This is a genomic window from Neopararhizobium haloflavum, from assembly GCF_002750855.1.
GTDB lineage: Bacteria > Pseudomonadota > Alphaproteobacteria > Rhizobiales > Rhizobiaceae > Georhizobium > Georhizobium haloflavum.
Genome location: NZ_NWUC01000001.1, coordinates 53070 through 75771 on the forward strand (window position 1 = coordinate 53070; position 22702 = coordinate 75771).

Annotated in this window: 26 protein-coding genes; 15 read left to right on the forward strand and 11 right to left on the reverse strand. The window is 63.7% G+C overall.

Annotated features, from left to right (window positions below; genetic code table 11):
• Positions 1-34 precede the first annotated feature (34 nt).
• On the reverse strand, positions 35-1045 hold the full coding sequence (locus CN673_RS00420) for a TAXI family TRAP transporter solute-binding subunit (protein ID WP_099863902.1): 1011 nt from the start codon (positions 1043-1045) through the stop codon (positions 35-37).
• A 117-nt stretch (positions 1046-1162) separates the two neighbouring features.
• Positions 1163-1633, reverse strand: a complete 471-nt coding sequence (locus CN673_RS00425; RefSeq protein WP_157928741.1) for a hypothetical protein — start codon at positions 1631-1633, stop codon at positions 1163-1165.
• A gap of 312 nt (positions 1634-1945) precedes the next feature.
• Between CN673_RS00425 and CN673_RS00430 the strand changes: the two genes are divergently transcribed.
• Positions 1946-2341: a DUF1236 domain-containing protein gene (locus CN673_RS00430; protein ID WP_099863908.1), complete on the forward strand. Its 396-nt coding sequence runs from the start codon at positions 1946-1948 to the stop codon at positions 2339-2341.
• Between the two features lie 300 nt (positions 2342-2641).
• Here the strand turns inward: CN673_RS00430 and CN673_RS00435 are convergent, their stop codons facing one another.
• Positions 2642-2863: a helix-turn-helix domain-containing protein gene (locus CN673_RS00435; protein WP_099863910.1), complete on the reverse strand. Its 222-nt coding sequence runs from the start codon at positions 2861-2863 to the stop codon at positions 2642-2644.
• A gap of 166 nt (positions 2864-3029) precedes the next feature.
• The gene (locus CN673_RS00440) at positions 3030-4061 is read right to left on the reverse strand and encodes an AraC family transcriptional regulator (RefSeq protein ID WP_198585846.1); all 1032 of its coding nucleotides are present in this window, start codon (positions 4059-4061) and stop codon (positions 3030-3032) included.
• A gap of 425 nt (positions 4062-4486) precedes the next feature.
• On the opposite strand from CN673_RS00440, the gene CN673_RS00445 reads away from it, so the two are divergent.
• The 11 genes from CN673_RS00445 (at position 4487) to fliF (ending at position 14288) form a co-directional block, all read left to right on the forward strand.
• Positions 4487-5884: a methyl-accepting chemotaxis protein gene (locus CN673_RS00445; RefSeq protein ID WP_099863916.1), complete on the forward strand. Its 1398-nt coding sequence runs from the start codon at positions 4487-4489 to the stop codon at positions 5882-5884.
• Positions 5885-5957: 73 nt separating this feature from the next.
• Positions 5958-6257, forward strand: a complete 300-nt coding sequence (locus CN673_RS00450) for an STAS domain-containing protein (RefSeq protein WP_099863919.1) — start codon at positions 5958-5960, stop codon at positions 6255-6257.
• On the forward strand, positions 6254-6619 hold the full coding sequence (locus CN673_RS00455; RefSeq protein ID WP_099863921.1) for a response regulator: 366 nt from the start codon (positions 6254-6256) through the stop codon (positions 6617-6619). Before CN673_RS00450 ends, CN673_RS00455 begins: the two co-directional genes overlap by 4 nt.
• Positions 6620-6632: 13 nt before the next feature.
• The gene (locus tag CN673_RS00460; protein ID WP_099863923.1) at positions 6633-8789 is read left to right on the forward strand and encodes a chemotaxis protein CheA; all 2157 of its coding nucleotides are present in this window, start codon (positions 6633-6635) and stop codon (positions 8787-8789) included.
• Between the two features lie 4 nt (positions 8790-8793).
• On the forward strand, positions 8794-9261 hold the full coding sequence (locus tag CN673_RS00465; RefSeq protein WP_099863926.1) for a chemotaxis protein CheW: 468 nt from the start codon (positions 8794-8796) through the stop codon (positions 9259-9261).
• Positions 9258-10175 carry a protein-glutamate O-methyltransferase gene (locus CN673_RS00470; RefSeq protein ID WP_099863929.1) on the forward strand — a complete coding sequence of 306 codons (918 nt, stop codon included), beginning with the start codon at positions 9258-9260 and terminating at the stop codon, positions 10173-10175. Before CN673_RS00465 ends, CN673_RS00470 begins: the two co-directional genes overlap by 4 nt.
• Positions 10172-11218: a protein-glutamate methylesterase/protein-glutamine glutaminase gene (locus CN673_RS00475; protein ID WP_099863932.1), complete on the forward strand. Its 1047-nt coding sequence runs from the start codon at positions 10172-10174 to the stop codon at positions 11216-11218. Before CN673_RS00470 ends, CN673_RS00475 begins: the two co-directional genes overlap by 4 nt.
• Positions 11218-11607: a response regulator gene (locus CN673_RS00480; RefSeq protein ID WP_099864955.1), complete on the forward strand. Its 390-nt coding sequence runs from the start codon at positions 11218-11220 to the stop codon at positions 11605-11607. Before CN673_RS00475 ends, CN673_RS00480 begins: the two co-directional genes overlap by 1 nt.
• 2 nt (positions 11608-11609) lie before the next feature.
• Entirely contained in the window at positions 11610-12152 is a 543-nt protein-coding gene (locus CN673_RS00485; protein ID WP_245409719.1) for a chemotaxis protein CheD, read from the forward strand.
• A 9-nt stretch (positions 12153-12161) separates the two neighbouring features.
• Positions 12162-12524, forward strand: a complete 363-nt coding sequence (locus tag CN673_RS00490; RefSeq protein WP_099863938.1) for a DUF8776 family protein — start codon at positions 12162-12164, stop codon at positions 12522-12524.
• Positions 12525-12623: 99 nt separating this feature from the next.
• Positions 12624-14288: a flagellar basal-body MS-ring/collar protein FliF gene (gene fliF, locus CN673_RS00495; protein WP_099863941.1), complete on the forward strand. Its 1665-nt coding sequence runs from the start codon at positions 12624-12626 to the stop codon at positions 14286-14288.
• An 11-nt stretch (positions 14289-14299) separates the two neighbouring features.
• On the opposite strand, the gene CN673_RS00500 is transcribed toward fliF, so the two are convergent.
• Positions 14300-14731, reverse strand: coding sequence for a hypothetical protein (locus CN673_RS00500; protein WP_099863943.1), 432 nt, complete (start codon positions 14729-14731; stop codon positions 14300-14302).
• Between the two features lie 434 nt (positions 14732-15165).
• On the opposite strand from CN673_RS00500, the gene visN reads away from it, so the two are divergent.
• Positions 15166-15837 carry a transcriptional regulator VisN gene (gene visN / locus CN673_RS00505; RefSeq protein WP_245409720.1) on the forward strand — a complete coding sequence of 224 codons (672 nt, stop codon included), beginning with the start codon at positions 15166-15168 and terminating at the stop codon, positions 15835-15837.
• A 96-nt stretch (positions 15838-15933) separates the two neighbouring features.
• Positions 15934-16668 (forward strand): helix-turn-helix transcriptional regulator, encoded by a 735-nt coding sequence (locus tag CN673_RS00510; protein ID WP_099863948.1) that lies wholly within the window; start codon positions 15934-15936, stop codon positions 16666-16668.
• Positions 16669-16756: 88 nt separating this feature from the next.
• Here the strand turns inward: CN673_RS00510 and CN673_RS00515 are convergent, their stop codons facing one another.
• From CN673_RS00515 to motA, 6 genes are all read right to left on the reverse strand, one after another.
• The gene (locus CN673_RS00515; RefSeq protein ID WP_099863950.1) at positions 16757-17203 is read right to left on the reverse strand and encodes a BspJ family T4SS effector nucleomodulin; all 447 of its coding nucleotides are present in this window, start codon (positions 17201-17203) and stop codon (positions 16757-16759) included.
• A 10-nt stretch (positions 17204-17213) separates the two neighbouring features.
• Entirely contained in the window at positions 17214-18296 is a 1083-nt protein-coding gene (gene flhB, locus CN673_RS00520; RefSeq protein WP_099863953.1) for a flagellar biosynthesis protein FlhB, read from the reverse strand.
• A 60-nt stretch (positions 18297-18356) separates the two neighbouring features.
• Positions 18357-19388 (reverse strand): flagellar motor switch protein FliG, encoded by a 1032-nt coding sequence (locus tag CN673_RS00525; RefSeq protein ID WP_099863955.1) that lies wholly within the window; start codon positions 19386-19388, stop codon positions 18357-18359.
• 11 nt (positions 19389-19399) lie between these two features.
• Complete coding sequence (gene fliN, locus CN673_RS21530) at positions 19400-19873, reverse strand: flagellar motor switch protein FliN (RefSeq protein WP_306456947.1); 474 nt, start codon at positions 19871-19873, stop codon at positions 19400-19402.
• 62 nt (positions 19874-19935) lie between these two features.
• Positions 19936-20856, reverse strand: coding sequence for a FliM/FliN family flagellar motor switch protein (locus CN673_RS00535; RefSeq protein ID WP_157928743.1), 921 nt, complete (start codon positions 20854-20856; stop codon positions 19936-19938).
• Complete coding sequence (gene motA, locus CN673_RS00540) at positions 20856-21728, reverse strand: flagellar motor stator protein MotA (RefSeq protein ID WP_099863959.1); 873 nt, start codon at positions 21726-21728, stop codon at positions 20856-20858. Before motA ends, CN673_RS00535 begins: the two co-directional genes overlap by 1 nt.
• A gap of 191 nt (positions 21729-21919) precedes the next feature.
• Here motA and CN673_RS00545 point away from each other — a divergent pair, with 191 nt between their 5' ends.
• Positions 21920-22702, forward strand: coding sequence for a DUF1217 domain-containing protein (locus CN673_RS00545; protein ID WP_099864956.1), 783 nt, complete (start codon positions 21920-21922; stop codon positions 22700-22702).

The following is a 22702-nucleotide window of genomic DNA, read 5'->3' on the forward strand; positions in this document are numbered from 1 at the left end:
GAGCCGGCCCTTGGGAGGGCCGGCCCGCTGTCGATCATTCCTTGATCATGCCTTCTTCGCGGTAGAACCGTTCGGCACCGGGATGAAGCGGGATGCCGACGCCATCGAGCGCGGTCTCCATCGTGATCTCCTTGCCCTTCTGGTGGCCGGCATCGAACTGGGCCCGCGTGTTGTCGTTCCACAACGCCTTGGTGATCTCGTAGATCAGGTCTTCGGGCTGGTCGGCGCTCGTGACCCACTGGGCCCCGACGGAAAGGGTCGTGACCTCGCCATCGACGCCCTCATAGGTGCCGCCAGGAACGATGTTCTCGGCGAAGAACGTGTATTCCTCGGTGATCGCGCCTGCCTCGTCACCGTCGATCGGTACCAGCACGACGTCGTGCTGGCTTGCCAGTTCCACGATGGCACCGGCCGGGAACCCGCCGACGAAGAAGAAGGCATCCATCGCGCCGTCGCGCATGCGCTCGGCCGCCTGGTCCGGCTTGAGGAAGGCCGCTTCGACGTCTTCTTCGGCCAGGCCATAGGCTTCCAGGATGATGCGGGCATCGACCAGCGTGCCGGATCCGGGCTCATCGAGCGATACACGCTTGCCGGCCAGATCAGCGACGCTTTCGATGCCGCTTTCGGCGCTTGCCACGAGGTGGATGGTCTCGGGGTAGAGGTTGGCGATGGCTCTCAGATTGTCGACAGCCTCGCGATCTTCCCAGATTCCCGTGCCCGTCTGAGCCCAGGTGGCGACGTCGGACTGGGAAAAGCCGGATTCAAGCTGGCCGCCGGCGATCGCGTTGACGTTGGCGACCGAACCGTTGGCTGCGAGCGCCGTGGCGATCAACCCCGGAACGCCGCAAGAGCCACCTTCTTCGCAAGGACGCGAGCCCGGCGGGTTGGAAATGGCGTTGGCGATCAGTCCGCCGATCGGATAGTAGGTGCCGGCCGTGCCGCCGGTGCCTATGCGGAAGAATTGCGGCTCCTGTGCCGCAACGTTGGTGATCGCTGCCAGACCGAGCGCAACTGCGCCGGCGAGAATGGATATGCGAGGGATCATGTTGCTCTCCTTTGCTCCTCCGTTTCACAAAACAGGATCGCGGGCCGGCGAGCAATCGTCCGTTGCCAAATGGATGAAATTATTCACGATGTCTTTGCAAGACACCGCGGTGAGGCGTCAATCCGGCGCTCCGACGGCACCTGCAGCGGGGCGCGTGCGCTCACCGGGGGATCGCGTGTCCGCAGACCCATCCTCGGCGGCCTTCGGGGCTGGCGGCGATGACCTGGCCGGCGCGTCATAACTGCCCGGCCCCGGCGCCGGACGGGTGCGCACCGCGCTTGGCGGCGCGCTGGCGATCGCCTCGTCGGACTCAAACCAGGAGCGGGCCCATCCGGGCACGGCGCATTCGTAGAGATAGGATACCATGCCCTTGGCCTCGGCCTCGTCGGCGATATCGTCGGCGAAGCGCTGCATTCCGTAGCGGTAGCCGCTCTTCAGCGCATATTGACCGACGCAACGATAAACGCGCGTCTGAATCAGAAGGTTTTCCCGATATTGCCAGGCGAAACCGGCAAAGCGCAGGGCCATGGTGTAGCAGGCGTTGTCCTCTCCGCAGGCGCCGCTCAGTGACGTGGTGAGACGCTGCATCCAGCCGGCGCGCTCCTCGGTCGGCACGTCGTCGCCCGGCGTCGCGGTCGTCGCGCAGCCGGCGAGAAGGAGAACGGCGATGAGTGTGGCGGCGCGCCGGATGGGACGTCTCTTTCGGTCAAGGCAGTGCAGATGGCTCGGTGCCTACCTCGCCGGTGAATGGGTCGGCGATACGGCGAAGAGATGGCGCGTTCGCGGAAATAGGGCGCAGATGCTCACGAAGCATTTCCAAATGACGCCAAACGTTCGGCAACGCGATGGAGGATGGCTCGTTCTTGTGCCGGGACGTTTCACAAAGAAAGGAAATAACCCATGAAACGCTTTGGAAAGACGCTCACCGCCTCTCTCATCGCCGGCTCGCTGCTGGCAGGGCCGGCCATTGCGCAGACCGTCATCGTGGAAGAGGCCCCGCAGACGCTGCCAGCGCCTGTCGAGGCTGCGCCGAGTGGAAGCGTGGTGATCACCACGGAACAGGTACCGGAAATCCGCCGCGTGTTCGTCGAAAGCGCACCTGAGCCGGTGGCCGTCGATTTCGATGTCGTGACCGGAGCGGTCGTGCCGGACACGGTGACGGTGCAGCCATTGCCGCAGCCGGTCGTGGAACTCGTTCCGCAATATGAGGGCTACAACTACGTCGCGCTGCAGGATGGCCGCTATGCGATCGTCGAGCCGGCAAGCTCCGAAGTCGTCTACGTCCTGGCCAATTGACGCCAACCCGGCGATCGGCGCGCCCGCGCGCCATCCACACCGGACCAGCCCGCCGCGCGCGCCGTGGCGGGCTTTCCGCGCGGCAGAAGGGACGGGAACAATCGTCCACCCCGCAGGTTCGGTGCGCACCAACAAAGAGGAGGACCTGAAGTGATGCGAGACAAGACCGGCCTGACCGTGACGGCATCGCTCATCTTGACGGCTGCGTTCGTGCTCGCCGTGCTCTTTGCGCTACGCCACAATCCATTCCACTGATCCGATCGCTCTTTTTCTTGGCGGCCGGTAAAGCGCAAGCAGCAGCTATCCCCCTAGATCGCGCATGGCGATCGCCAGGATGACAGCGTGAAGACGGCTCTTCGCGCCGAGCGCATCACGCGCTGAATCGAGTTGGCGCTCGACGATATGCGGTGGCAATTCGAGTTCCCTTGCAATGGCCGGCACATCGCGGCCATTTGCGAGAAGCGCAATGCATTCGCTTTCGACGACGCTGAGCGAGCGTCCCGTCTCGGACATCTTGGGCATGAGCAGCTTTCAGGGTATATCGTATCGGCGTTCGGATCCGGGCCCTCGAAGGCAGGTTCCCGGAAGTTTGACGCACGCGATTTCTATGATCGGGCGGCGTATATCATCAAACGCTGCATCAGCCTTTTTCCGGCGATGCCATTGATTTGTCCCACCGCGCGTTTCGTCAGCGCTCCCCGCCATTGCGACGCAATTGGGAGGGCGATCGCTCGAACCAGCGATATGCGGCGCGGGTCAAGGCGCTCTGTTGCGAAAAGCCTAATCTGCGGGCGACTTCCGACAGGTTCGTCTTCTCATCCGACAAGAGGCGCCGGGCAAGTTCGCGCCGTGTGGTGTCGACGATGTCGTTGACGTTCATGCCCTGATCGGCGAGCCGGCGCTGGAGCGTGCGCGGGCTCATTCCGACATGGGTCGCCATCATCTGGAGCGTCGGCGTGCCTTCGGTCAGGTGGTCGGCAATGTGCAGGCGCAGCGATGTCACAAGGTCCTGCTCGGCCGGCGAGGGACGGTGCATCGACTTGCATTGGGCTTCCATCAATCGAAAAAGCTTGGGATCGGATTTCGGATTGGTGGCGTCGGCGAGGAGGCGAGGAAAGACGATCTCGTTGACGGGCGCGAGAAAACGCAGGTTCGGGGACAGGCGGGCGCGGAACGGGACGATGTCGTTGGGCGGCGGGTGCACGAATCGAAACCGGGCGTTGCGCACCGCGGTTTCGGAAATGCCGCGCAGGCGCGCCACGTATAGGCATGTCAGGAAGTCGACGAACTGGTCAGAGCGCAGCACCGGCGACGGCGGCGCCCAGGACAGGCGGACCTCGCGTGTGTCGACGTGCAGCCGGAAGTGATGCGTATCCATGACCACCTGGACATGACGGACGGCGAACTCCAGCGCTTCCATGAGCGAGGGAGCCGTCATGATCCCATAGCCGTATGCGCCGCTCATGCCAGGCTCGTATGCGTCGGCCGCTTCGAGGCCGAAACTCTCGCGGCCCGAGAGCGTCGCCAGGGCATCGAACAGCCGGCACATGCGATCGAGGCTGACATGAACGGAGAATTCCGTAAAACAGGTGGGGTCGAGACCGACCGTGCGTGCGAGCGGTTCAAGATCAAGGCCAAGAGTGCGCGCACGCTCCGGCAAGGTCGCGCCGAGGGATGCTGCGACCTCGAACCGGTCGATAAAGCTGGAAGCTTTCTTCATTGTGGCGCGCGCGGTCAAGTTTTTGGCGCCCAATCCTAAGTCGACACAGTATTGGCTGTCGAATGAAAAGTGCATCTCCCTGCCGATCTTGTGTGGAGACAGCAAAAGAGTGTGCGTTGGACGCCGTCCCATCCGTTTTCCGGTGGGCTCGCGCGTTCGGCCGGCCAGACGCTCCGGGGCGTCCATCCCGACTGCCGAATGTTGCAAACCGGGTTAACCTTCATGCAAGGAATGCACCCCTAAGGTCGCCCGATACGACGCGGCGGGTCCCAAGATCGCAAGAGCGAACGACCCGCAGGCATGACGCCGTTTCGTCGTACCGGTGGCAGACCGGTATCCAGCAATCACCACAATGAGACGGGGCCGAAGGCGCGCGAGAAAACGCCGCGGCCGACGTGGGGCCGTTCGCGGCCGGGGGGCAATCATTGGTTCAGGCGTGGTCATCACACGGCACCGAGAGGAGCGGCGGGCAGGATGCCCTGCCGGTCGACCTCTGCGCTGGTGGTGAGCAGCAACGCCTGGCGCTGTCTCATACCTTCTGCCGCAGCGAGATCACCGCACTCATCGAGGCGCATCAGCCGCGCCGCTGGTTCGCGCGCAAGACATCATCGGAGCCGCTCGCCAGCGAGATCGGCGCGCGCCTTGAAGCCATGCTCGCCAACATCGAGGCATCGCTGCGCCATGACGAGGCAGCGCGAGAAGCGCGCCACGAACGGGACCTGGAGCGACGTTCGCTTGCGGTGTCGCAAGCGCTCGAGCGCCGACTTTCACCCGGTCTCGACGCGCTGGCGCGCGGCGATTTCCAGACGCGACTGCCGGACTGCGACAGACGACCGGAAGGGGAGCGCCGACTGGTCGATCAGATCAATGCGACGCTGAAGAGCCTTGAGGACGTTCATGCCAGGCAGGCGCAGGCGGCGCAGCAGATGGAACGCGGGCTCGACGCGACGATGACGCGGATGGCCGCAGCCGGGGAAGCGGCTTGTCAGGCGCAGGCGTTCATCGCGCCAGCCAAGGCCGAGCTTTCGTTGCTGGAGGCGACTTTCCGGCAGGGCAGTGGCGCGATCGCGGATACCGCGCAGAAAAGCGCGCGTGCAGCCGACGGCGCGAAGGCGCATGTGCAATCGGCATCGGCCGCAAAAGACACCATGGGAGCGATCGAAGCATCCGCCGAAACGATCGGCCGACTGATCGGCTCGGTCGACGAGATCGCGTTTCAGACCAATCTCCTGGCACTCAACGCGGGCATCGAGGCCGCACGCGCTGGCGATGCCGGACGTGGTTTTGCTGTCGTCGCTGCCGAAGTGCGCGCACTGGCGCAACGTTCGGCCGACGCGGCGCGCGAGATCAAGGCCATCGTCGGCGCGACCAAGCAGCAGGTCGAGACCGGCGTCGAGCGGGTTCGCCTCATGCAGGCAGCGATCGCTGAAATGGGCGAGGAGGTCGTCGCGATCAACGAGGCGCTCGAAAGCGCCGCAGCGGATCAGCAATCGGGCAGCACGCACGTTGACCGGTTGATGCAGCAGATCGGCGATATCGAGACCGCGGTGGGCGAGAGCGGCCGCCATCTCGGCGCGGCGGCCGGCGAGGCCGACGCGCTGCATACCGTCATCGTTGAACTGTCCGACACGGTGCGCGCCTTCACGATCCAGCGCCGCGCACGCGTGGCCAGCGAGGGCGCAAATCATATTCGACTGGTCGCCGACCGGGGGGCTTCCGCGTCAGCCGGGCGGGGTGGCGAGCGCTCGGCGCAGATGCATGGCTGGGGGGCAGCATCACATCAGGGGGAGGCGTGGGATGTCCTGCGCAGCCTCGGGGCATGACGACATGGCAAGCGCGCAGGCGAGAGCGACGGGCGCAAACCAATGGGCACATGAAAGGGCAATGAGGGGCGATATGGAAAGCAAGACCGACGAAAGCGACGTGGTGGCACTGGCAGCCATCATGGATCTGAACGCCGCCGCGCCGCTGCATGCAAAGCTTATGGGGCTGAAGGGGCGTCCCGTCGTGATCGATGCGGGCGCGGTGGAGCGGATCGGGGGACAGTGTCTTCAGGTTCTCCTGGCAGCGCGCAATGCCTGGGAGCGGTCCGGGACGCCGTTCGCGGTCAACGCGCATTCGCAGGCATTCGCCACGGGGCTCCAGCATCTCGGATTCCAGCCCGACCTGACAGGCACGACGGAGGTGGCACGATGAAGAAGAAAGTGCTGACGGTCGACGATTCACGAACGATCCGCAACATGCTGCTGATGACGCTGGACGGGGCAGGGTACGAGACGGTCCAGGCCGAGGACGGGGTCGAAGGGCTGGAAGTGCTGCGTGCCTCGACCCCGGACGTCATCGTCACGGACATCAACATGCCGCGGCTCGACGGGTTCGGTTTCATCGAGGGCGTGCGCAAGGACGAACGCTTTCGGGCGATCCCCATTCTCGTACTGACGACGGAAAGCGATCCCGAAAAGAAGAACCGTGCCCGCGAGGCCGGCGCCACAGGCTGGATCGTGAAGCCATTCGATCCAGCCAAGCTCATCGCCGCCATCGAACGCGTCACAGCCTGACGGGACAGCAGCCATGGATATGAACGAAATCAAGGAGATCTTCTTTCAGGAATGCGAGGAACAACTCGCGGAACTGGAAACGGGTCTTCTGGCCATCAATGACGGAGACAGCGATCCGGAAACCGTCAACGCCGTTTTCCGGGCCGTGCATTCGATCAAGGGCGGCGCGGGGGCTTTCGCGCTCGACGATCTCGTCGCCTTCGCGCATGTCTTCGAAACGACGCTGGATTGCGTGCGGTCGGGGCAGTTGGAGCCGAGCGCGGATGTCGTCAAGGTCATGCTCAAATCGGCTGACGTGCTGGCCGATTTGACCTATGCGGCGCGTGACGGCGGGAGTGTCGACAAGGAGCGCAGCGATGCGTTGCTGGTCGATCTGGAAGCACTGGCGCGCGGTGAAAAGCCGGGCGGTGCGCCGATCGCAGCGGCGCAGCCCGCTCCGGACGCGCCGGACTTCGAGCCTGTGCCCTTCTCCTTCGACGATTTCGACGACGTGGAGCCCGCGCTCGCGGCCGAACGCTTCACAGTGACCTTCCGGCCGAGGGCCGAGCTCTATGCGAAAGGCAACGAGGCAGCGCTGCTCCTGCGCGACCTGGCCAAGCTCGGGGAAGCGACCATCCGCTGCAATACGCAGGAACTGCCGGATTTCGACGCGCTCGATCCGGAGGGAGCGTATCTCGCCTGGGACATCGTTCTCCTGACCGAAAAGAGCGAAGACGACATACGCGCCATTTTCGAGTTCGCGGAATGGGATTGCACTTTCGAGGTGACGTCAGGCGCTGCGGAGACGGAGGCCGTTCCCGTTGCCGAATGCGAACCGGCCGAGGCCGGCCCGATGACCCCGGTTCCGTTCGACATGACCGCCTTTGATGCGATCATCGAAAGCGCCCCGCCAGCCGAGGCTGCAGTCCCGGCGCAGGACGCGTTCGTGGAACGGCGGCAGGCTGACCGGCGCGCCGCCGATGCGAGCCCGACCATTCGCGTCGATCTCGACCGCGTCGACAGGCTGATCAATCTCGTCGGCGAACTCGTGATCAACCAGGCGATGCTTGCGCAAAGCGTCAACGAGAGCACCTCGTCCGACCGGTCCGCGATCAATCTCGGGCTGGAGGAACTGCAGCAACTGACGCGCGAGATCCAGGACAGCGTCATGGCGATCCGCGCGCAGCCCGTAAAACCGGTGTTCCAGCGCATGTCTCGCATCGTCCGAGAAATCGCCGACATGACATCCAAATCGGTGCGGCTGGTGACCGAGGGCGAGAACACCGAAGTGGACAAGACAGTCATCGACAAGCTCGCCGAGCCGCTGACGCACATGATCCGCAATGCCGTCGATCACGGCCTCGAAACGCCGGAGAAGCGGCTGGCCGCCGGCAAGCCCGAGGAGGGCACCCTGCGGCTCGCGGCGAAGCATCGTTCGGGCCGGATCGTCATCGAAATCGCCGACGACGGCGCCGGCATCAACCGCCAGCGGGTTCGCCAGAAGGCGATCGACAACGGGTTGATCTCGCCGGACGCCAGCCTGTCCGATGAGGAGGTCGACAACCTCATCTTCCATCCGGGATTTTCCACCGCCGACAAGATCTCCGACATCTCCGGCCGGGGCGTCGGCATGGACGTGGTCAAACGGTCGATCCAGCAACTGGGCGGGCGCATCACCATTTCCTCGACACCGGGTCAGGGTTCGATCTTCACCATGAGCCTGCCGCTGACGCTTGCGGTGCTCGACGGGATGGTCGTCACGGTTGCCGGCCAGACGCTGGTGGTCCCGCTGACAGCCATCGTGGAGACGCTGCAACCGGAGGCCTCGCGCATTCACCGCTTCGGCGCCGGCCAGCGTCTGATCTCGATCCGCGACATGTTCTGTCCGCTTATCGATGTCGGGCGGGTCTTGAGCTTCCGGCGCGATCAGGCCGATCCGGCTGCCAGTGTGGCGCTGCTCGTCGAGACCGAGGGCGGCGGCCAGCGCGCGCTCATGGTCGATGCGATCCAGGGCCAGCGGCAGGTCGTCATCAAGAGCCTTGAAGCCAATTACGACCACGTGCCCGGCATCGCGGCCGCCACCATTCTTGGCGACGGACGTGTGGCGCTGATCCTTGACGTCGACGCTGTCGTCGCGGGGACGCGCGGCGATGCGGCAAAACCCGAACTTTCCCTGGCAGCAGTAGGATAGGACCATGAACCAGCTTGCGAAGAACCAGGCCGACGGCATCCGCGAACTGATCGCATTCCGCATCGGCGACCAGGAATTCTGCGTCGACATCATGTCGGTGCGCGAAATTCGCGGATGGACGCCGGCGACGGCGCTTCCCCATTCACCCGGCTTCGTGCTGGGCGTCATCAACCTGCGCGGTGCGGTGCTGCCGATCATCGATCTGTCGAGCCGGCTAGGCATGAAGGCGGCTGATCCGACCGCACGGCACGTCATCATCGTGGCGCAGGTTCATCAGAAGGTCGTCGGCCTGCTGGTCGATGCGGTGTCTGACATTCTTTCGGTCACCAGCGAGAACATCCAGCCGACGCCAGAGGTCTCGTCCGAACTCGACAAGAGCTTCGCGCGCGGCGTGCTGGCGATCGAGGGGCGGATGATCTGCCTCATCGAGCTCGAAGCGCTGTTCAGAGCGAGCGAAAGCGAAGCCGCATGACAGCCGTTCTGACGCGCAAGGCCGGTTCCGGCGGCAACGATCTCCTGGTGGACGGGGAATTCCCGCTCACCCGGCGCGATCTCTCCGAGATCGCGGCGATGATCTATGCCGATGCCGGGATCGCGCTCAACGAGAGCAAGGCCTCGCTCGTCTATTCGCGGCTGTCGAAGCGGATTCGCCAATTGGGCCTCGCTGATTTCGCAGCCTATTGCGCGCTCGTCGGGGCGCCGGGGGGCGAAGCGGAACGGCGCGAGATGCTGTCGTTCCTGACAACGAACTTCACGCGCTTCTTCCGTGAGAACCACCATTTCGACCATCTGCGCGATCATGTCCTGCCACCCTTGCTGAAGAGTGCGCGGGAGGGCGGGCGCGTGCGGATCTGGTCGGCGGGGTGCTCGGACGGGCAGGAGCCCTATTCAATCGCACTGACGGCGCTCTCTTTGATGCCGGAGATCGGATCATACGATTTCCGCATTCTGGCGAGCGATATCGATCCCAAGATCATCGCCAAGGCACGCGCCGGTGTCTACGACGACCACGCGGTCGAAACGGTGCCGGCCGCCATGCGAAAGCAGTGGCTGCGCGAGAACCCGACCGGCAGTGGCGGGCGGTGGAGCGTCGGCCCACAGGCCAAGGCGCTGATTGCGTTTCGCGAACTCAACCTCTTGACCGAATGGCCGTTCAAGGGGCCGTTCCAGGTCATCTTCTGCCGCAACGTCGTCATCTATTTCGACGAGCAGACACAGGCTCGTGTTTGGGGCCGCTATTGCGACATGCTCGCTCCCGGCGGCCATCTTTATATCGGTCATTCGGAGCGGCTGTCGGGACCGGCCAAGGATCGCTTCGACAACATCGCGATCACGACCTATCGGCGCCGGACGGACGATAGCCAACGCGCCGGGAGGTCACGATGAGTGCGCCGGCCAGGGTCCTGGTGGTCGACGATTCGCTGACCATGCGCTCGATGATCGCATCGGTGCTCGGCCGCGACCCGGATATCGCCGTCGTCGGGCAGGCCTCCGACGCGATGGAAGCGCGCAGCGCAATCAAGTCGCTCAATCCCGATGTGGTGACCCTCGACATCGAGATGCCCAACATGAACGGGCTGGAGTTTCTGGAAAAGATCATGCGGCTGAGGCCGATGCCGGTGATCATGGTATCGACGCTGACGCAGCGCGGCGCGGATGCTTCGCTCGCGGCGCTGGAAATCGGCGCCTTCGACTGCGTGGGAAAGCCGGCTCCGGGCGACGCCGCCCCCTTTGCCGACCTCGTGGCCAAGGTGAAGGCGGCGGCACATTCGAAATTGCGGCGCGAGCCGGCGTCACCGGCGCGCCCGTCGGAAGCGGCGATCGATGCCGACTATCGGCCGCGCCGCAAGGTCATCGCGATCGGTGCGTCGACGGGCGGGGTGGAAGCTCTCATCCAGGTGCTGTCGCGCTTTCCTGCCAATTGTCCGCCGACCGTCGTGACGCAACACATGCCCGGCTCCTTTACGCGCAGCTTCGCCGAACGGCTCGACCGGCTGTGTGCCCCGAAGGTGGCCGAGGCGCGCGACGGCGAAGCGCTGAGCTTCGGACGGGTCTACCTGGCGCCCGGCGGCAACCGCCATCTGGAAATCGTCAATCCCTCGGCGCCGCAGTGCCGGCTTGCCGAAGGCTCACCCGTCAACGGGCACTGTCCGTCCGTTGACGTCCTCTTCTCGTCGGTGGCCGAGACCGCCGGCAAGAACGCCATCGGCGCCATTCTCACCGGCATGGGCCGGGACGGCGCCGAGGGCCTTTTGAAGATGCATCGCGCCGGTGCGGCCACGTTGGGCCAGAACGAGCGCAGTTGCGTGGTCTATGGAATGCCGCGGGTCGCCTTCGAAATCGGGGCTGTCGGTAGACAGTTGCCGCTGGAGGCGATCGGCCAAGAAATCATTTCAATCACGGCTGCCAAGCCAGTTGGGAGTGCATGATGTCGTTAGCTCAGAAGATAAAGGTGCTCGTCGTTGACGACCAGGTGACCAGCCGTCTGCTCATCGGGGAGGCGCTGCAGACGCTCGGAATATCGCAGATCACGGTTGCGGGAGATGGCCAGCAGGGGCTGGCGATCATGCAGCAGCAGCCGCATCATCTCGTCATTTCGGATTTCAACATGCCGAAGATGGATGGGCTCGGCCTGTTGCAGGCGATCCGCTCGAACGCGCAGACCAAGCGTGCGGCCTTCATCATGCTGACGGCGCAGGGCGACCGCGCGCTGGTGCAGAAGGCGGCGCAGCTCGGCGCCAACAACGTCCTGTCCAAGCCCTTCACGGTCGACAAGATCCGCGCGGCGATCGAGGCGGTCTTCGGTGCGTTGAAATGACGATGACGCACGGGCGCGAGCGCCTGCACGTCATCCAGGGCGAATACGCCGTCAGCGCCGATCCGAACGTCGTCCTGACGACGATCCTCGGATCGTGCGTCGCCGCGTGTCTGCGCGATCCGGTGGCGGGCGTGGGCGGGATGAACCATTTTCTGCTGCCCGGCGCGGCGCAGGCCGCAAGCGGCAATGCGGCGACCCGCTACGGCGTGCACCTGATGGAACTCCTGATCAACGCACTGCTCAAGAGCGGCGCGCGGCGCGACCGGCTGGAAGCCAAGATCTTCGGCGGGGCGCAGACGATCAGCCAGTTCTCCAATGTGGGGCAGCAGAACGCGGAATTCGCCATGCAGTTCCTGTCCGACGAAGGCATCAGCGTGGTCGGCTCGTCGACCGGCGGAGACCAGGGCCGAAAGCTTGAATACTGGCCGGTCAGCGGCCGGGCGCGCCAGCATGCCCTGAGCGGGCGCGAGCGCACGCGCACCATCGAACTGCTGACGCCGCCGCCACCAAAACCGCCGGTCGACAACGGCGTGGAATTCTTCTGAGAGGCGCGAATGAGACAGACCCTGAAACACCAAGAGACGCGACCGGAAAGCGCACTGCGCGAGGTGCTTGCGCTCGTCAGCGCCGAACTTGGCGACATCGCTGCGAAGGTGGAAGAACTGGAGCCGCATATCGGTCGCGCGGGTGATGCCTCAGGCATGCGCAAGATCCAGTCGATCGACCTGACGGTCCAGCGCGTGCGGGCCCTTTGCGATTTTCTCTCGGTGCTTCAAAAGACCGTGCCGGACGATCTCCCGGTCGATGTTGCGGCCGCGCTCGGCACCGTCAAGCTGGCCGACGTGCAGCGCCGTCTTTCGGGCCACGGCACGACATCGCCGCGTCTCGAAGCGGTCGGTGATTGCGAACTCTTCTGACTTTGCCCGGCGACCGCCACCCTCGCGCAAGTTTCAGCCCCTAAGGTCATGCCCGACACCGTCTTATGGCGGCGACACTTGTGGTTGATTGGGCACAGAATGACTCTGTTAAGCCGACTGGCACCCCTATCCAGAAGCTTCCTGGCGCTCGGTCAGGGGCGCATCATTGCCGTCCTCGGTGGGGCAGCGCTGGCTATCGCGTTGGTCGTGGCGGCAGGCCTCTATCTAAACCGGCCGACGATGGAGACGCTCTATGTCGGACTGGAAGCCGAAGACGTCAGCAAGGTTTCGCTTGCGATGGCGGAAGCCGGCATGGATTTCGAGGTCGGAGCGGACGGTGCCAGCGTCAGGGTGCCTGTCGGTACCGTTGGCCGGGCAAGGGCGTTTCTCGCCGAGCGTGGCCTGCCGGACAGCGCCAATGCCGGCTATGAGCTCTTCGACAATGTCGGCTCGCTCGGCCTGACATCCTTCATGCAGGAAGTGACCCGCGTGCGCGCCCTGGAGGGCGAGATCGCGCGGACCATCCAGTCGATCAACGGCATCTCGGCCGCACGCGTCCACATCGTGATGCCCGACCGGGGCAATTTTCGCCGCGGCGAGCAGGAGCCGTCAGCCTCGGTGATGATCCGCACCTCCGGCAGCAACGGGCAGCGCTCGGCCGAATCGGTGCGCCATCTCGTCGCCGCATCGGTGCCGGGTCTCGGCATCGACAACGTGACCGTGCTCGATTCCATGGGGCAGTTGCTGGCGTCGGGCGACGACCAGACCAACAGCGCGCTCAACCGCTCTCTCAGTATCGTCCAGCTGGTCGAAGGCGAGATCGAGAACAATATCGACAAGGCACTGTCGCCGTTTCTGGGTGTCGACAATTTCCGCGCCAGCGTGCGCGCCAACCTCAACACCGACTCGCAGCAGATCATGGAAACGCTGTTCGATCCGGAATCGCGGGTCGAGCGCTCGATCCGGGTGACGCGCGAGGAAGAGTTGTCCAACCGCTCGGAAGGCGACGAACCGGCCACGGTGGAGCAGAACCTGCCGCAAGCCGACCCGGAGACCGCCGGCAGCAGCCCCAGCTCGTCGGAATCGCTTGAACGGCGCGAAGAACAGACCAATTTCGAGATCAACTCCAAGACCGTGGAGACGGTCAAGAACAGCTACGACATCGAGGGGCTTTCGATCGCCGTCGTCGTCAACCGGGGCCGGATCGAGGCAATGCTCGGCGAGGGCGCGACCAGCGAGCAGGTGGACACCTACCTTGCCGAACTCGAGCAGATCGTGCGCAGCGCGGCTGGGCTCAACGAAGAACGCGGCGACGTCATCTCGCTGAGTGCCATGACGTTCCTCGACCACGAGCTGCTGGAGGAAAATGCCGGAACGACGAGCCTGATGGACAACCTGTCACGCCACGCCGGCAGCATGGTCAATGCAGGAGCGTTCATCCTGGTGGCGCTCCTGGTGATCTGGTTCGGCCTGCGTCCGCTGGCCCGCTCGGTCGGAACCGCGGTCGTGCCTGCCGAGAACGATATGGGTCTTGGCGACTTCAGCCCCGCTGTCGCGGCCGACGGCACCAGCATGGAAGGTTTTGGCGCAGATTTCGGCTTCGAGCCCGGCGACGATCTTCTCGGGCTCGACCAGTCGAGCGATGGCGGGTTCAACCGCAAGGTCAAGGAAGGGCCAGAGCGGCGCCTTGCCCGCATGGTGGAGCTCAACGAGGAGCGCGCCGCCAAGATCCTGCGCAAATGGGCGTTGGAAAAGGCCGCCTGAGCGGCCGCTTTTCACAGATCGGTGTAGAGATCGCGCGAAAAGACGAAGAGGCCGAACAGCTCTTCGCCGCTCGCGGTGCCTTCGACCGTTCGATGGGAGCCAAAGCACTGCACTGCGCGCCGGCTATCGGGCGGTCCAAGTGTGGCGGTGAAGTGGAACGGCCGGTTCTCGAATGCGGCGTGCTCGAACAGCTGGATGATCCGGCGTTGCCGATCGCCGTCGTAGCAGCGGACGAATTCCAGAAGCCCGAAGCGCTCGCGCGCGGGGTCCAGCTGGTGGAACGTCTTGGCCTGATCCCCCATTTTCAGCATGGCGTTGGCGAGGTTGGCCGACCAATGGTCGACAACGCAGAATTCGGACAGCAGATTGACGTTCGGCTGGCCAACGACATCCAAAAGGTCGTCTTCGTCTCGCGTGGTCTTTTTCTCGGCTAATCCGAACAAATGGCCCCCCTGCTGCCAAGATGTCGTCTTCCGGCTCGAATTAATGTTACGTCATTTGTTTCTGCGCAAGTAGAGATCGTGATGATTCATGAACTGATCCCCCATCCTTTTGCCGGATGGCGGCTCGCGCGAAGCGTTGGTGCGCTCACTACGCCGGGTCGGCGGCTTCGGATCATCCCCCTTCGCCAGTCAGATGCGACGACCTGCGGATGTGAATGTCTGAAGTTGGTAGTGGACAGCAGGAGTCCGCGTACCTAACCTGTCCTCAGGCGGGCGAATCATATGACCTGCGGCGTTCCGGTCTCGCGTTAAAGCGTTTGGCGACACGACCTGGCGAGGGAGCCGAGGGTGCTGGGCATTATTGACGCAATGGCAGCGTCATCGATCGACGATTCCGGAGAGGGCCGCGTGGGCGGTTCACGCGGCGGATGCGCATGATCGGCCGTACGGAGCTGCTGCAAAAGCTTGAGTTGACAGTCGAGCGCAACGAGATCGCTGCCGGGCTGGAGTTGCTATCGGCCTTCGTCGGTGCGGAACATTATCTGCTCGCACGTTACGACGTGTTCGCCGAGGATGGCTACGACTACGTGGTATCGTCGAACTGGCCTTTCGACCTGCTGCGCTCGCTGGGCGCGGTCGTTGCTCGCCAGCAGTCGAAGCGCAACGAGGTTGAGCGTTGCATGGCAGCCATGGAGCCCGAATTCGTGCGATGCGGCGCGGGCATACGGTTTCCCGCACATCTCAGCCGCACCTACTGCGCGGTCACCTTCAATGCGGGACAGGCGCGGCTGATGCTGGTGCTGCTCTTTCGCGACGACGTCGTGAGGGCACAGGACCGGCTGCACGACGCGGCCCTCATTGGAGCCTACTATGCGGCACGCTTCGACCAGGCATCTTTCGTGCCGGAGAGCGTGCTGGACCTGACGGATCGGGAGATCGAGTGCCTGAACTGGATCGCGGAAGGCAAGACGAGCGATGAGATCTCGATGATCATCGGCATCTCGCGCAACACGGTGAACAACTACATCACGAGCATCATGCGCAAGACTTCGACCAAGACACGATCGGAAGCGATCGCTTACGCGGTGCGCAACGGACTGATCTGAGCAAAGGCGCGGGGCGGCGCCGGCGACAGGGACATATGCGGGGCATCATAGCGGTACGATGCCTGGTTTACGGGGAACCTTTAGGGGAATGCGGTCATGAACATGCAGATCAATCCCGGGCGGGTGCACAACGGTGCATGGGCGCTCAAGCACAAAGCGGGCGCTCCTGGCGCATCGGATGCGGATGAAGACATGCGGTCGATGGCGGCGTCGATCGGCGCGACGGCCCATTTCGTCCTGCATGTCGGGGCTCTGGCCAGCCGCAGCAGCAACCAGACGGCGGTGGTCGTGGCCAGTTCGACGTCGCCGTGCGAGCGGATGATGGCGCAGCTTGCGCCTTCGCTGATGTCACATATGGATGAGGCGATCCTGCCGCTTTCGGGCGGGCGACCGGACCTTGCCATGCTGGCAGGCTGCGTCCTGGCACTCAGACCGACGAAGGCGCTCGAAGCCGCGCTCGATGGCCAGGAGATAATCGTCTTCCCGGTCAAGCTCGGCGGCCTCGGCAACGGCGCCTCGGTCTTCGTCGGCGACCGGCTTTCGCTCGATTGCGACCGGGTGCTGGAGCTGCATCGCAAGAGCTACGGCGTGCTGAAGGCGCATCTGGCGATGGCTCTGAAGAAATCGGCGCCGCGACAAAACCTCAACGACCGCGAGCTGGAATGTCTGCAGCTTGCGGGCGAGGGCCTGAAGAGCGAGTTGATCGCAGAGCGGCTGACGCTGTCGGTGCATACCGTCAATGCCTATCTCGGCACTGCCACGGCCAAGCTCGACTCCGTCAACCGGATCCAGGCGATCGCCAAGGCGATCCGGCTCGGCTATCTCGCCTAGAGGTGCATCATCTTCAAGCGGATGCGGTCTGCCGGCGATATATTCGCGGCAGATGCCCGCCGTGCGGACCATTCGGCGAGGCGGGCTGTCAGTTTGCGTAGTGCGTCAGCGGGTCGGTCGGGCCGACGAAACGGGCATGCGTCAGGCTTTCGGCCAGAAGCAGCGTGTTCACGACAGGGTCGTCGGCCGGCTCGTCAAAGGCGATGTGGCTGATCTCGACGCCGGCCGTGGCATCCTCGAGCGTCAACCGCGTATAGACCGTCACGCCGGCGGGACGCAGTTCCAGATCGAGCACGACGCGCGGATGGGTGCCCCAGTCCAGCCAATAGTCGCCACCAATGCCAAGCTTGACGGTTCCGGGCTGGAAATAGAGTTCCGCCGCCGAGGCGACCAGATCGGTCAGATCGCCATAGCATTCGAACTTCAACATGGAGATCAGATCGCCGGCATCGATCAGGCGCAGCTCGCTGGCGACCGGCCTCAAGGCGTCCGCGACGATCTTTTCGCGTTCCTCGGTAAATGCTGATGACATCATCGTGGTCTGCTCACCTGCTGACGGTCTTGGCTTCGGACTTCGAATAGACCTGGTGGATCAGTTCCGCCACGGCCTTGTAGAACTCCGTGGGAATCACACTATCCACGGAGACTTGCGCAAAAATGGAGCGCGCGAGCGGCGGTTCCTCAAAAATCGGAATCTGGTTGTCCTCGGCGATCTCGCGGATCTTGAGCGCGATGAGATCCTGGCCCTTGGCAACGACAAGCGGCGCGCCGCCTTCGTCGCGAACATAGCGCAGCGCCACCGCGTAGTGCGTCGGGTTGGTGATGACCAGCGTCGCGCGTGGCACCGCGGCGATCATGCGTTTGCGGGCCCGGTCACGGGCAAGCGAGCGCTGGCGCGACTTGACGATCGGATCGCCCTCGCTCTGCTTGTACTCGTCCTTGAGCTCCTGGCGGCTCATGCGCAATTCGTTGTGCCAATGGAAGCGTGTCCACAGGATGTCGACCACGGCGATGACGGCGGTCGCCAGCAACACAATCACCAGGATCTTGCCCACCGTCGAGGACATCAGGGACAGGATCGCGGAGGGATCGACGAACATGGCCTGCAGCCATGAGAAGAAGTCGTCGATCATGGCAAATGCGATGATCGCGGACACGACCACGATCTTGAACACCGACTTGGCGAATTCCACCATGCCCTGGGCGCTGTAGATGCGGCCGAGCCCCTTGCCGAGCGACACCCGCGAGAGCTTGGGCTGAACACGATCGAGCACCGGGCGGGGCACGTTCTGCAGGATGGAGGCCGCTATGCCGAAGGCCATCATCAGCGCGAATGCGGGCAGCAGCACGGCACTCGTCTCGAAGAAGAGGTGATGAAAAAGATAAACCGCGTCCTGCCCGGTGGTCAGGCGCAATTCCTCGGGCTTTTCGAATATGTCGACCAGCGATCCCGTCAGGCTCTTGGCGCCCATCGGCAGGAAGAAGACGAAGAAGACCAGGATGGCCAGCGCCGAGGCGAAGATCGGCACCTCGCGGGAGAAGGGGATGTTGCCCTTCTCCATCGCATCGCGCAGCTTCTTTTCGGTCGGCTGCTCGGTTTTGCTGTCCTTGTCCTGCTCTTCCGACATCCGGCCGCCATCCCTTCGATGTTTCGACGATCAAAGGGCCGCCGTGCCGGCCATCCGGCTTCAGGCCGCTTCGAGAGTCTCGCGCCGTTCCTTGAGAACGATTCGATCGGCTGCCGCAAGGCGGATCGCTTCCTGCGTGATCGAGCGTCTTGCGATCTCGCTGTCGCGGGCAGAGCCGCCAGCGGCGGACAAATCCGTCTCGATCATCCGGCGCTGCCTTGCGCCGATCGAAGACAGCACACATTCGCGCATGTCCGACCCGACGCCGCGCAGCGAAGCCGTGATGATGTCGTTGGAGATGTCGTCGAACAGCGTGACACGGCTTGCAGCGGGCATCTCCAGAATGTCCTCGAACAGGAAGATCTTCGGGCGCACCCGCTCGACATCCTTGGACGAGATTGAATTGAGCGCACCGAGCAGCGCGTCGACCTGCGGTTTGGCGAGCTCGTTCATCATGTCGGCCACCTTGTTGGTGCCTGCGGAGTTCTTTTCCGCTTCGAGCGATTCCACCAGATCGACCACGCGCTTGTGGATGATCTCCGCGATCTTAGGATTGACCTGCTTCATGTTGACGGTTCGATGAACGATGTCGGCGCGCTTGGCTTCGGGAAGCTGGAACAGCGTCTTGGCGGCGAAGGCCGGCGGCAGCATGGAGACGATATAGGCGACGGTCTGCGGATGCTCGCTTGCCAGAAAGTTGCCGATGATTTCGGGTTCGGCGGATTGCAGCCGGTCCCAGACGGAAGCTTCATAGGCCTGGAAGGGCGTGCGGCGTCCAAGCAGGCCGTCGACCTCGTCCGGCGGAAGACCTTCTTCCAGGATGCCTTCCATGGCCTTGGCATTGTCCATCAGGCCGGCGCCTTCGGTGAAAAGGTCCTCGAATTCGTTGACCAGCACTTCCAACTCGTCGGCCGGCACCGAACGCAGTGTCTGGGCATTGGCGATGATCAGCTGAAGCTCCGACGAGGCGAAGTATTTCAGGAGCTTGCCGGCGATCGGCTTGCCCATGGCGATGAGAATGGCTGCCGCCTTCTGTGCCTTGTTCAATTGTGTGGTCGTTGCCGCCTGGCCGTACTCGCCGATCGCTTCCATACCCGCTAACCTTATTTCCTGACGTCGCCCATGACCTCGATCAGCTTGACGCCGAACCGGGTATCTTCCTCGCCGAGAACGGTGATCTCACCGCGACCGAACAGACGGCCGTTGACCATGATGTCCACCGGCTCGCCGATCTTGCGGTCGAGCCCGATCAACGAACCTTCGGTGAGGTTCATCAATCCCGATACCGGCAGGCGGCTCGTGCCGAGCACGATCTGCATGTCGATCGGAATGTCCATGATGAGATCGAGGTTGGGTGCGCCGGTGCTGGTGGGGCCTGCCTTCGTCTCGGGGATATGCGCGTCGATATCGTCGGCGGCATCGTCCTTGTCGCTGAGGACGAGGGCGGATGGAGCGTCCTCGAAATCGGCGCCGAAATCGCCAACCGCGGGATCGCCGTCCGCTTCGAAGGCTGCCAACGGGTCGTCTGCCGCCGTATCATCGGTATCGAGCTTGGCCTTGTTCGGGTTCGCACCCATTGCGTCTTCCCCTTATTTCGACATTTCCTGGGCCGGGTCGCCGCCCGGCAGGGTTCGGGTCGTCAGCCGGTCAGCTGGCGGATGAAGTCTTCTTCGCTGCCGTAGCGATCCTGCAGACGCAGCATGTAGCGATTGCCGGCCTTTCCGAACTCGCACCAGTAGAGGTCCTTGCCATTCGCCTTGAGCAGCACGCGCACATCCTTCTCGTCGGCAAAGGGCAGGACGTCACCCGGTTGCAGGCGGGAGGCAGCCGACAGCGTGACCGGCGCGAGCGCCACGTTGGCCTGCATCGTGACATGCGACATGTGCACCTTGTGGGTCAGCTGCTCGACCCATTTCGGGGCCCGCTGCGACGTACCCTCGGGCGCGCCCGGCTTTTGGATCACCGTCTTGAGGAGCATGTCCTGAGGCAAGACGGCTTGCAGCGCATAGGTCCTGCCGTCGAGTTCGACGAGAAGGCGGAGCGTTGCGGCGTACGCATCTTCGCGGGCATCCGACTCGCGCTTCAGCGGGCCGTCGAAGGCGAAGCCGCATTCATGCCCCGTCGCGCCGACCGTCGTACCCAGCGCCGAGGCAAAGGCCTCGAACAGAACGAAGGCCACGTCGCGCTCAATATCGGAAAGCGGCCGCGCGGCCGATTTCGCTGCGCCTGTCCCGCCGAGCAGGCGTTCGGTCGCGGCGATCACGAGGCCGCCGTCGCAGGCGAGCACCACATCGTCGGACCACTCCGTCAGCGTCGTTTCACACAACGCGGATTTGCCATCGAATGGTGCCGCCATCTCGGCGCGCGTTCCCTCGGTTGCACCGGCGAGGCTGCAGTCGAGCTTGATGGCGGTCGCCTGGAAAATCTTCTGCGTCAACGGCGCGCAGATGGCTTCGCCGATGGCGGTCACGATGCCGGCGATCGTCTTGCGATCACCCAGCTGGCCGGTCATGCGCGCGAGTAAACGGGCGTCGATGCGGGGTTGCACTGCGCTCGTCATCAGGCCGCTCTAGCCTCGCCGCCGGGGTTCATCATCTCCTGCTCGACCGCATCGATCGAAGGCCGTTCATAGGCGGAGATCGTCTTGCGGCCGTGCTCGAGCGCGACCTGCGGCACCGAGCCGTTCATGTAGGCGAGCAAGGTCTGCTTGACGATGACGTAGAGGCGGTTCTGCTTCTCGCGCACGATCTTGATGTTGGTGGCAAGCGGCCCGAGCACGGAATAGGACAGGAAGATACCCAGGAAGGTGCCGACGAGGGCAGCGCCGATGAGGCCGCCCAGGATTTCCGGCGACTGGTCGATCGCGCCCATTGCCTTGATGACGCCGAGCACGGCGGCAATGATGCCGATCGCCGGGCAGGCGTCCGAAACGGTCGACATCGCGTGATACGGCTTCATCTTGTCGCGCGTGATCGTATGGATTTCCTCGTCCATAAGCGCCTCGATCTCGTGGGAGCGGGCATTGCCGATGATGATGAGGCGGACGTAGTCGCAGATGAACGCAGTGAGCTCACGGTTCTTGAGGACCGTCGGCGCGGCCTGGAACAGCTCAGACTCGTCGGGATTGTCGATGTGGCTCTCGATTTCGTTGCGGGACTTGGCGCGCAGGTCGCGCATCAGCGTGTAGAGCACCCCGAGCGTGTCGAGATATTCGCGCTGTTTGGGCACCTTGTGCTTGAAGGCCTCCATCATCGCCTTTCCGGTATCCTTGATGGTCTTCAAGGGGTTGGCCATGATGAAGCTGCCGAGCGCGGCGCCGCCGATGATGACCAGCTCGAATGGCTGCATGAGCACGTCGAGATGCCCGCCCATCGCCATGAAGCCGCCGAGGATGGAGCCGAAAGTCAGAACCAGGCCGATGATGATGTTCATGTGAATTCCCGCGTGTCGCCTTAGCCTGTCCTGCCTAGACGGCGTGGCTTGCGTGAAGCTGGCTGATGCGCCGTGCGCGCGCTTTCGCCGAACAAGCTTCGCGCAAGCAACTCCCGCTACCTTCGCCAATCATGATGCGGCATGGCGCGTGCCTTAACGCATCGAGCTCCAACGGATCGGCGGTGCCTGGCGTGACGACCACCTATACAAGCTACAAGCTGCTTGCGGCGGATATGCCTCGCTCAATCGAGCGTGTCGCGGCGGAACCGATGGTGGCGCGCGAGACGCAGTATTTTCGCGACACGATCGAAACGGTGAAGTCGGTCGATGACTTCATGTCCGACAACCGGCTCTACAATTACGTTTTGAAGGCGCACGGGCTGGAAGACATGGCCTATGCAAAGGCCTTCATCCGCAAGGTTTTGACGGAAGGCGTGTCCAATGAGGAAAGCTTCGCCAACAAGCTGACCGACAGTCGTTACAGGGATCTGGCCCGCGCTTTCGATTTCGAGGCGCTGGGCGCGGCGGCAACGGGCACGGAGGCCGCGCGGCTCGGCACAGTCTCCAAATACATGCGCCAGACGCTGGAGCAGAATGCGGGCGAGGAAAACGCAGGTGTGCGGCTTGCGCTTTACTTCGAGCGGATGGCACCGGGTCTCGACAACATGTACGAGATCCTCGCCGACGATGCGCTGGCGGAAGTGGTGCGCACGACGCTTGGACTGCCGCCGGAGGTCGCCGCGAGCGACATCGACAAGCAGGTCCAGCTCTTCGAGAAGCAGTTCTCACTCGACGACTTCAAGGATACGGAGAAACTCTCCCGGTTCCTCGATCGATTCACCACCATGTGGGAGGTCGCGAACCCGAGCGCGGGCAGCTTCGACGCGAGCTCGCTCATCGGTCAGCAGACAAGCTTCGGCATCTCGCCCGATCTCATGCTCTCGCTCAACACTCTGAAACTGGGAGGCCGGTAA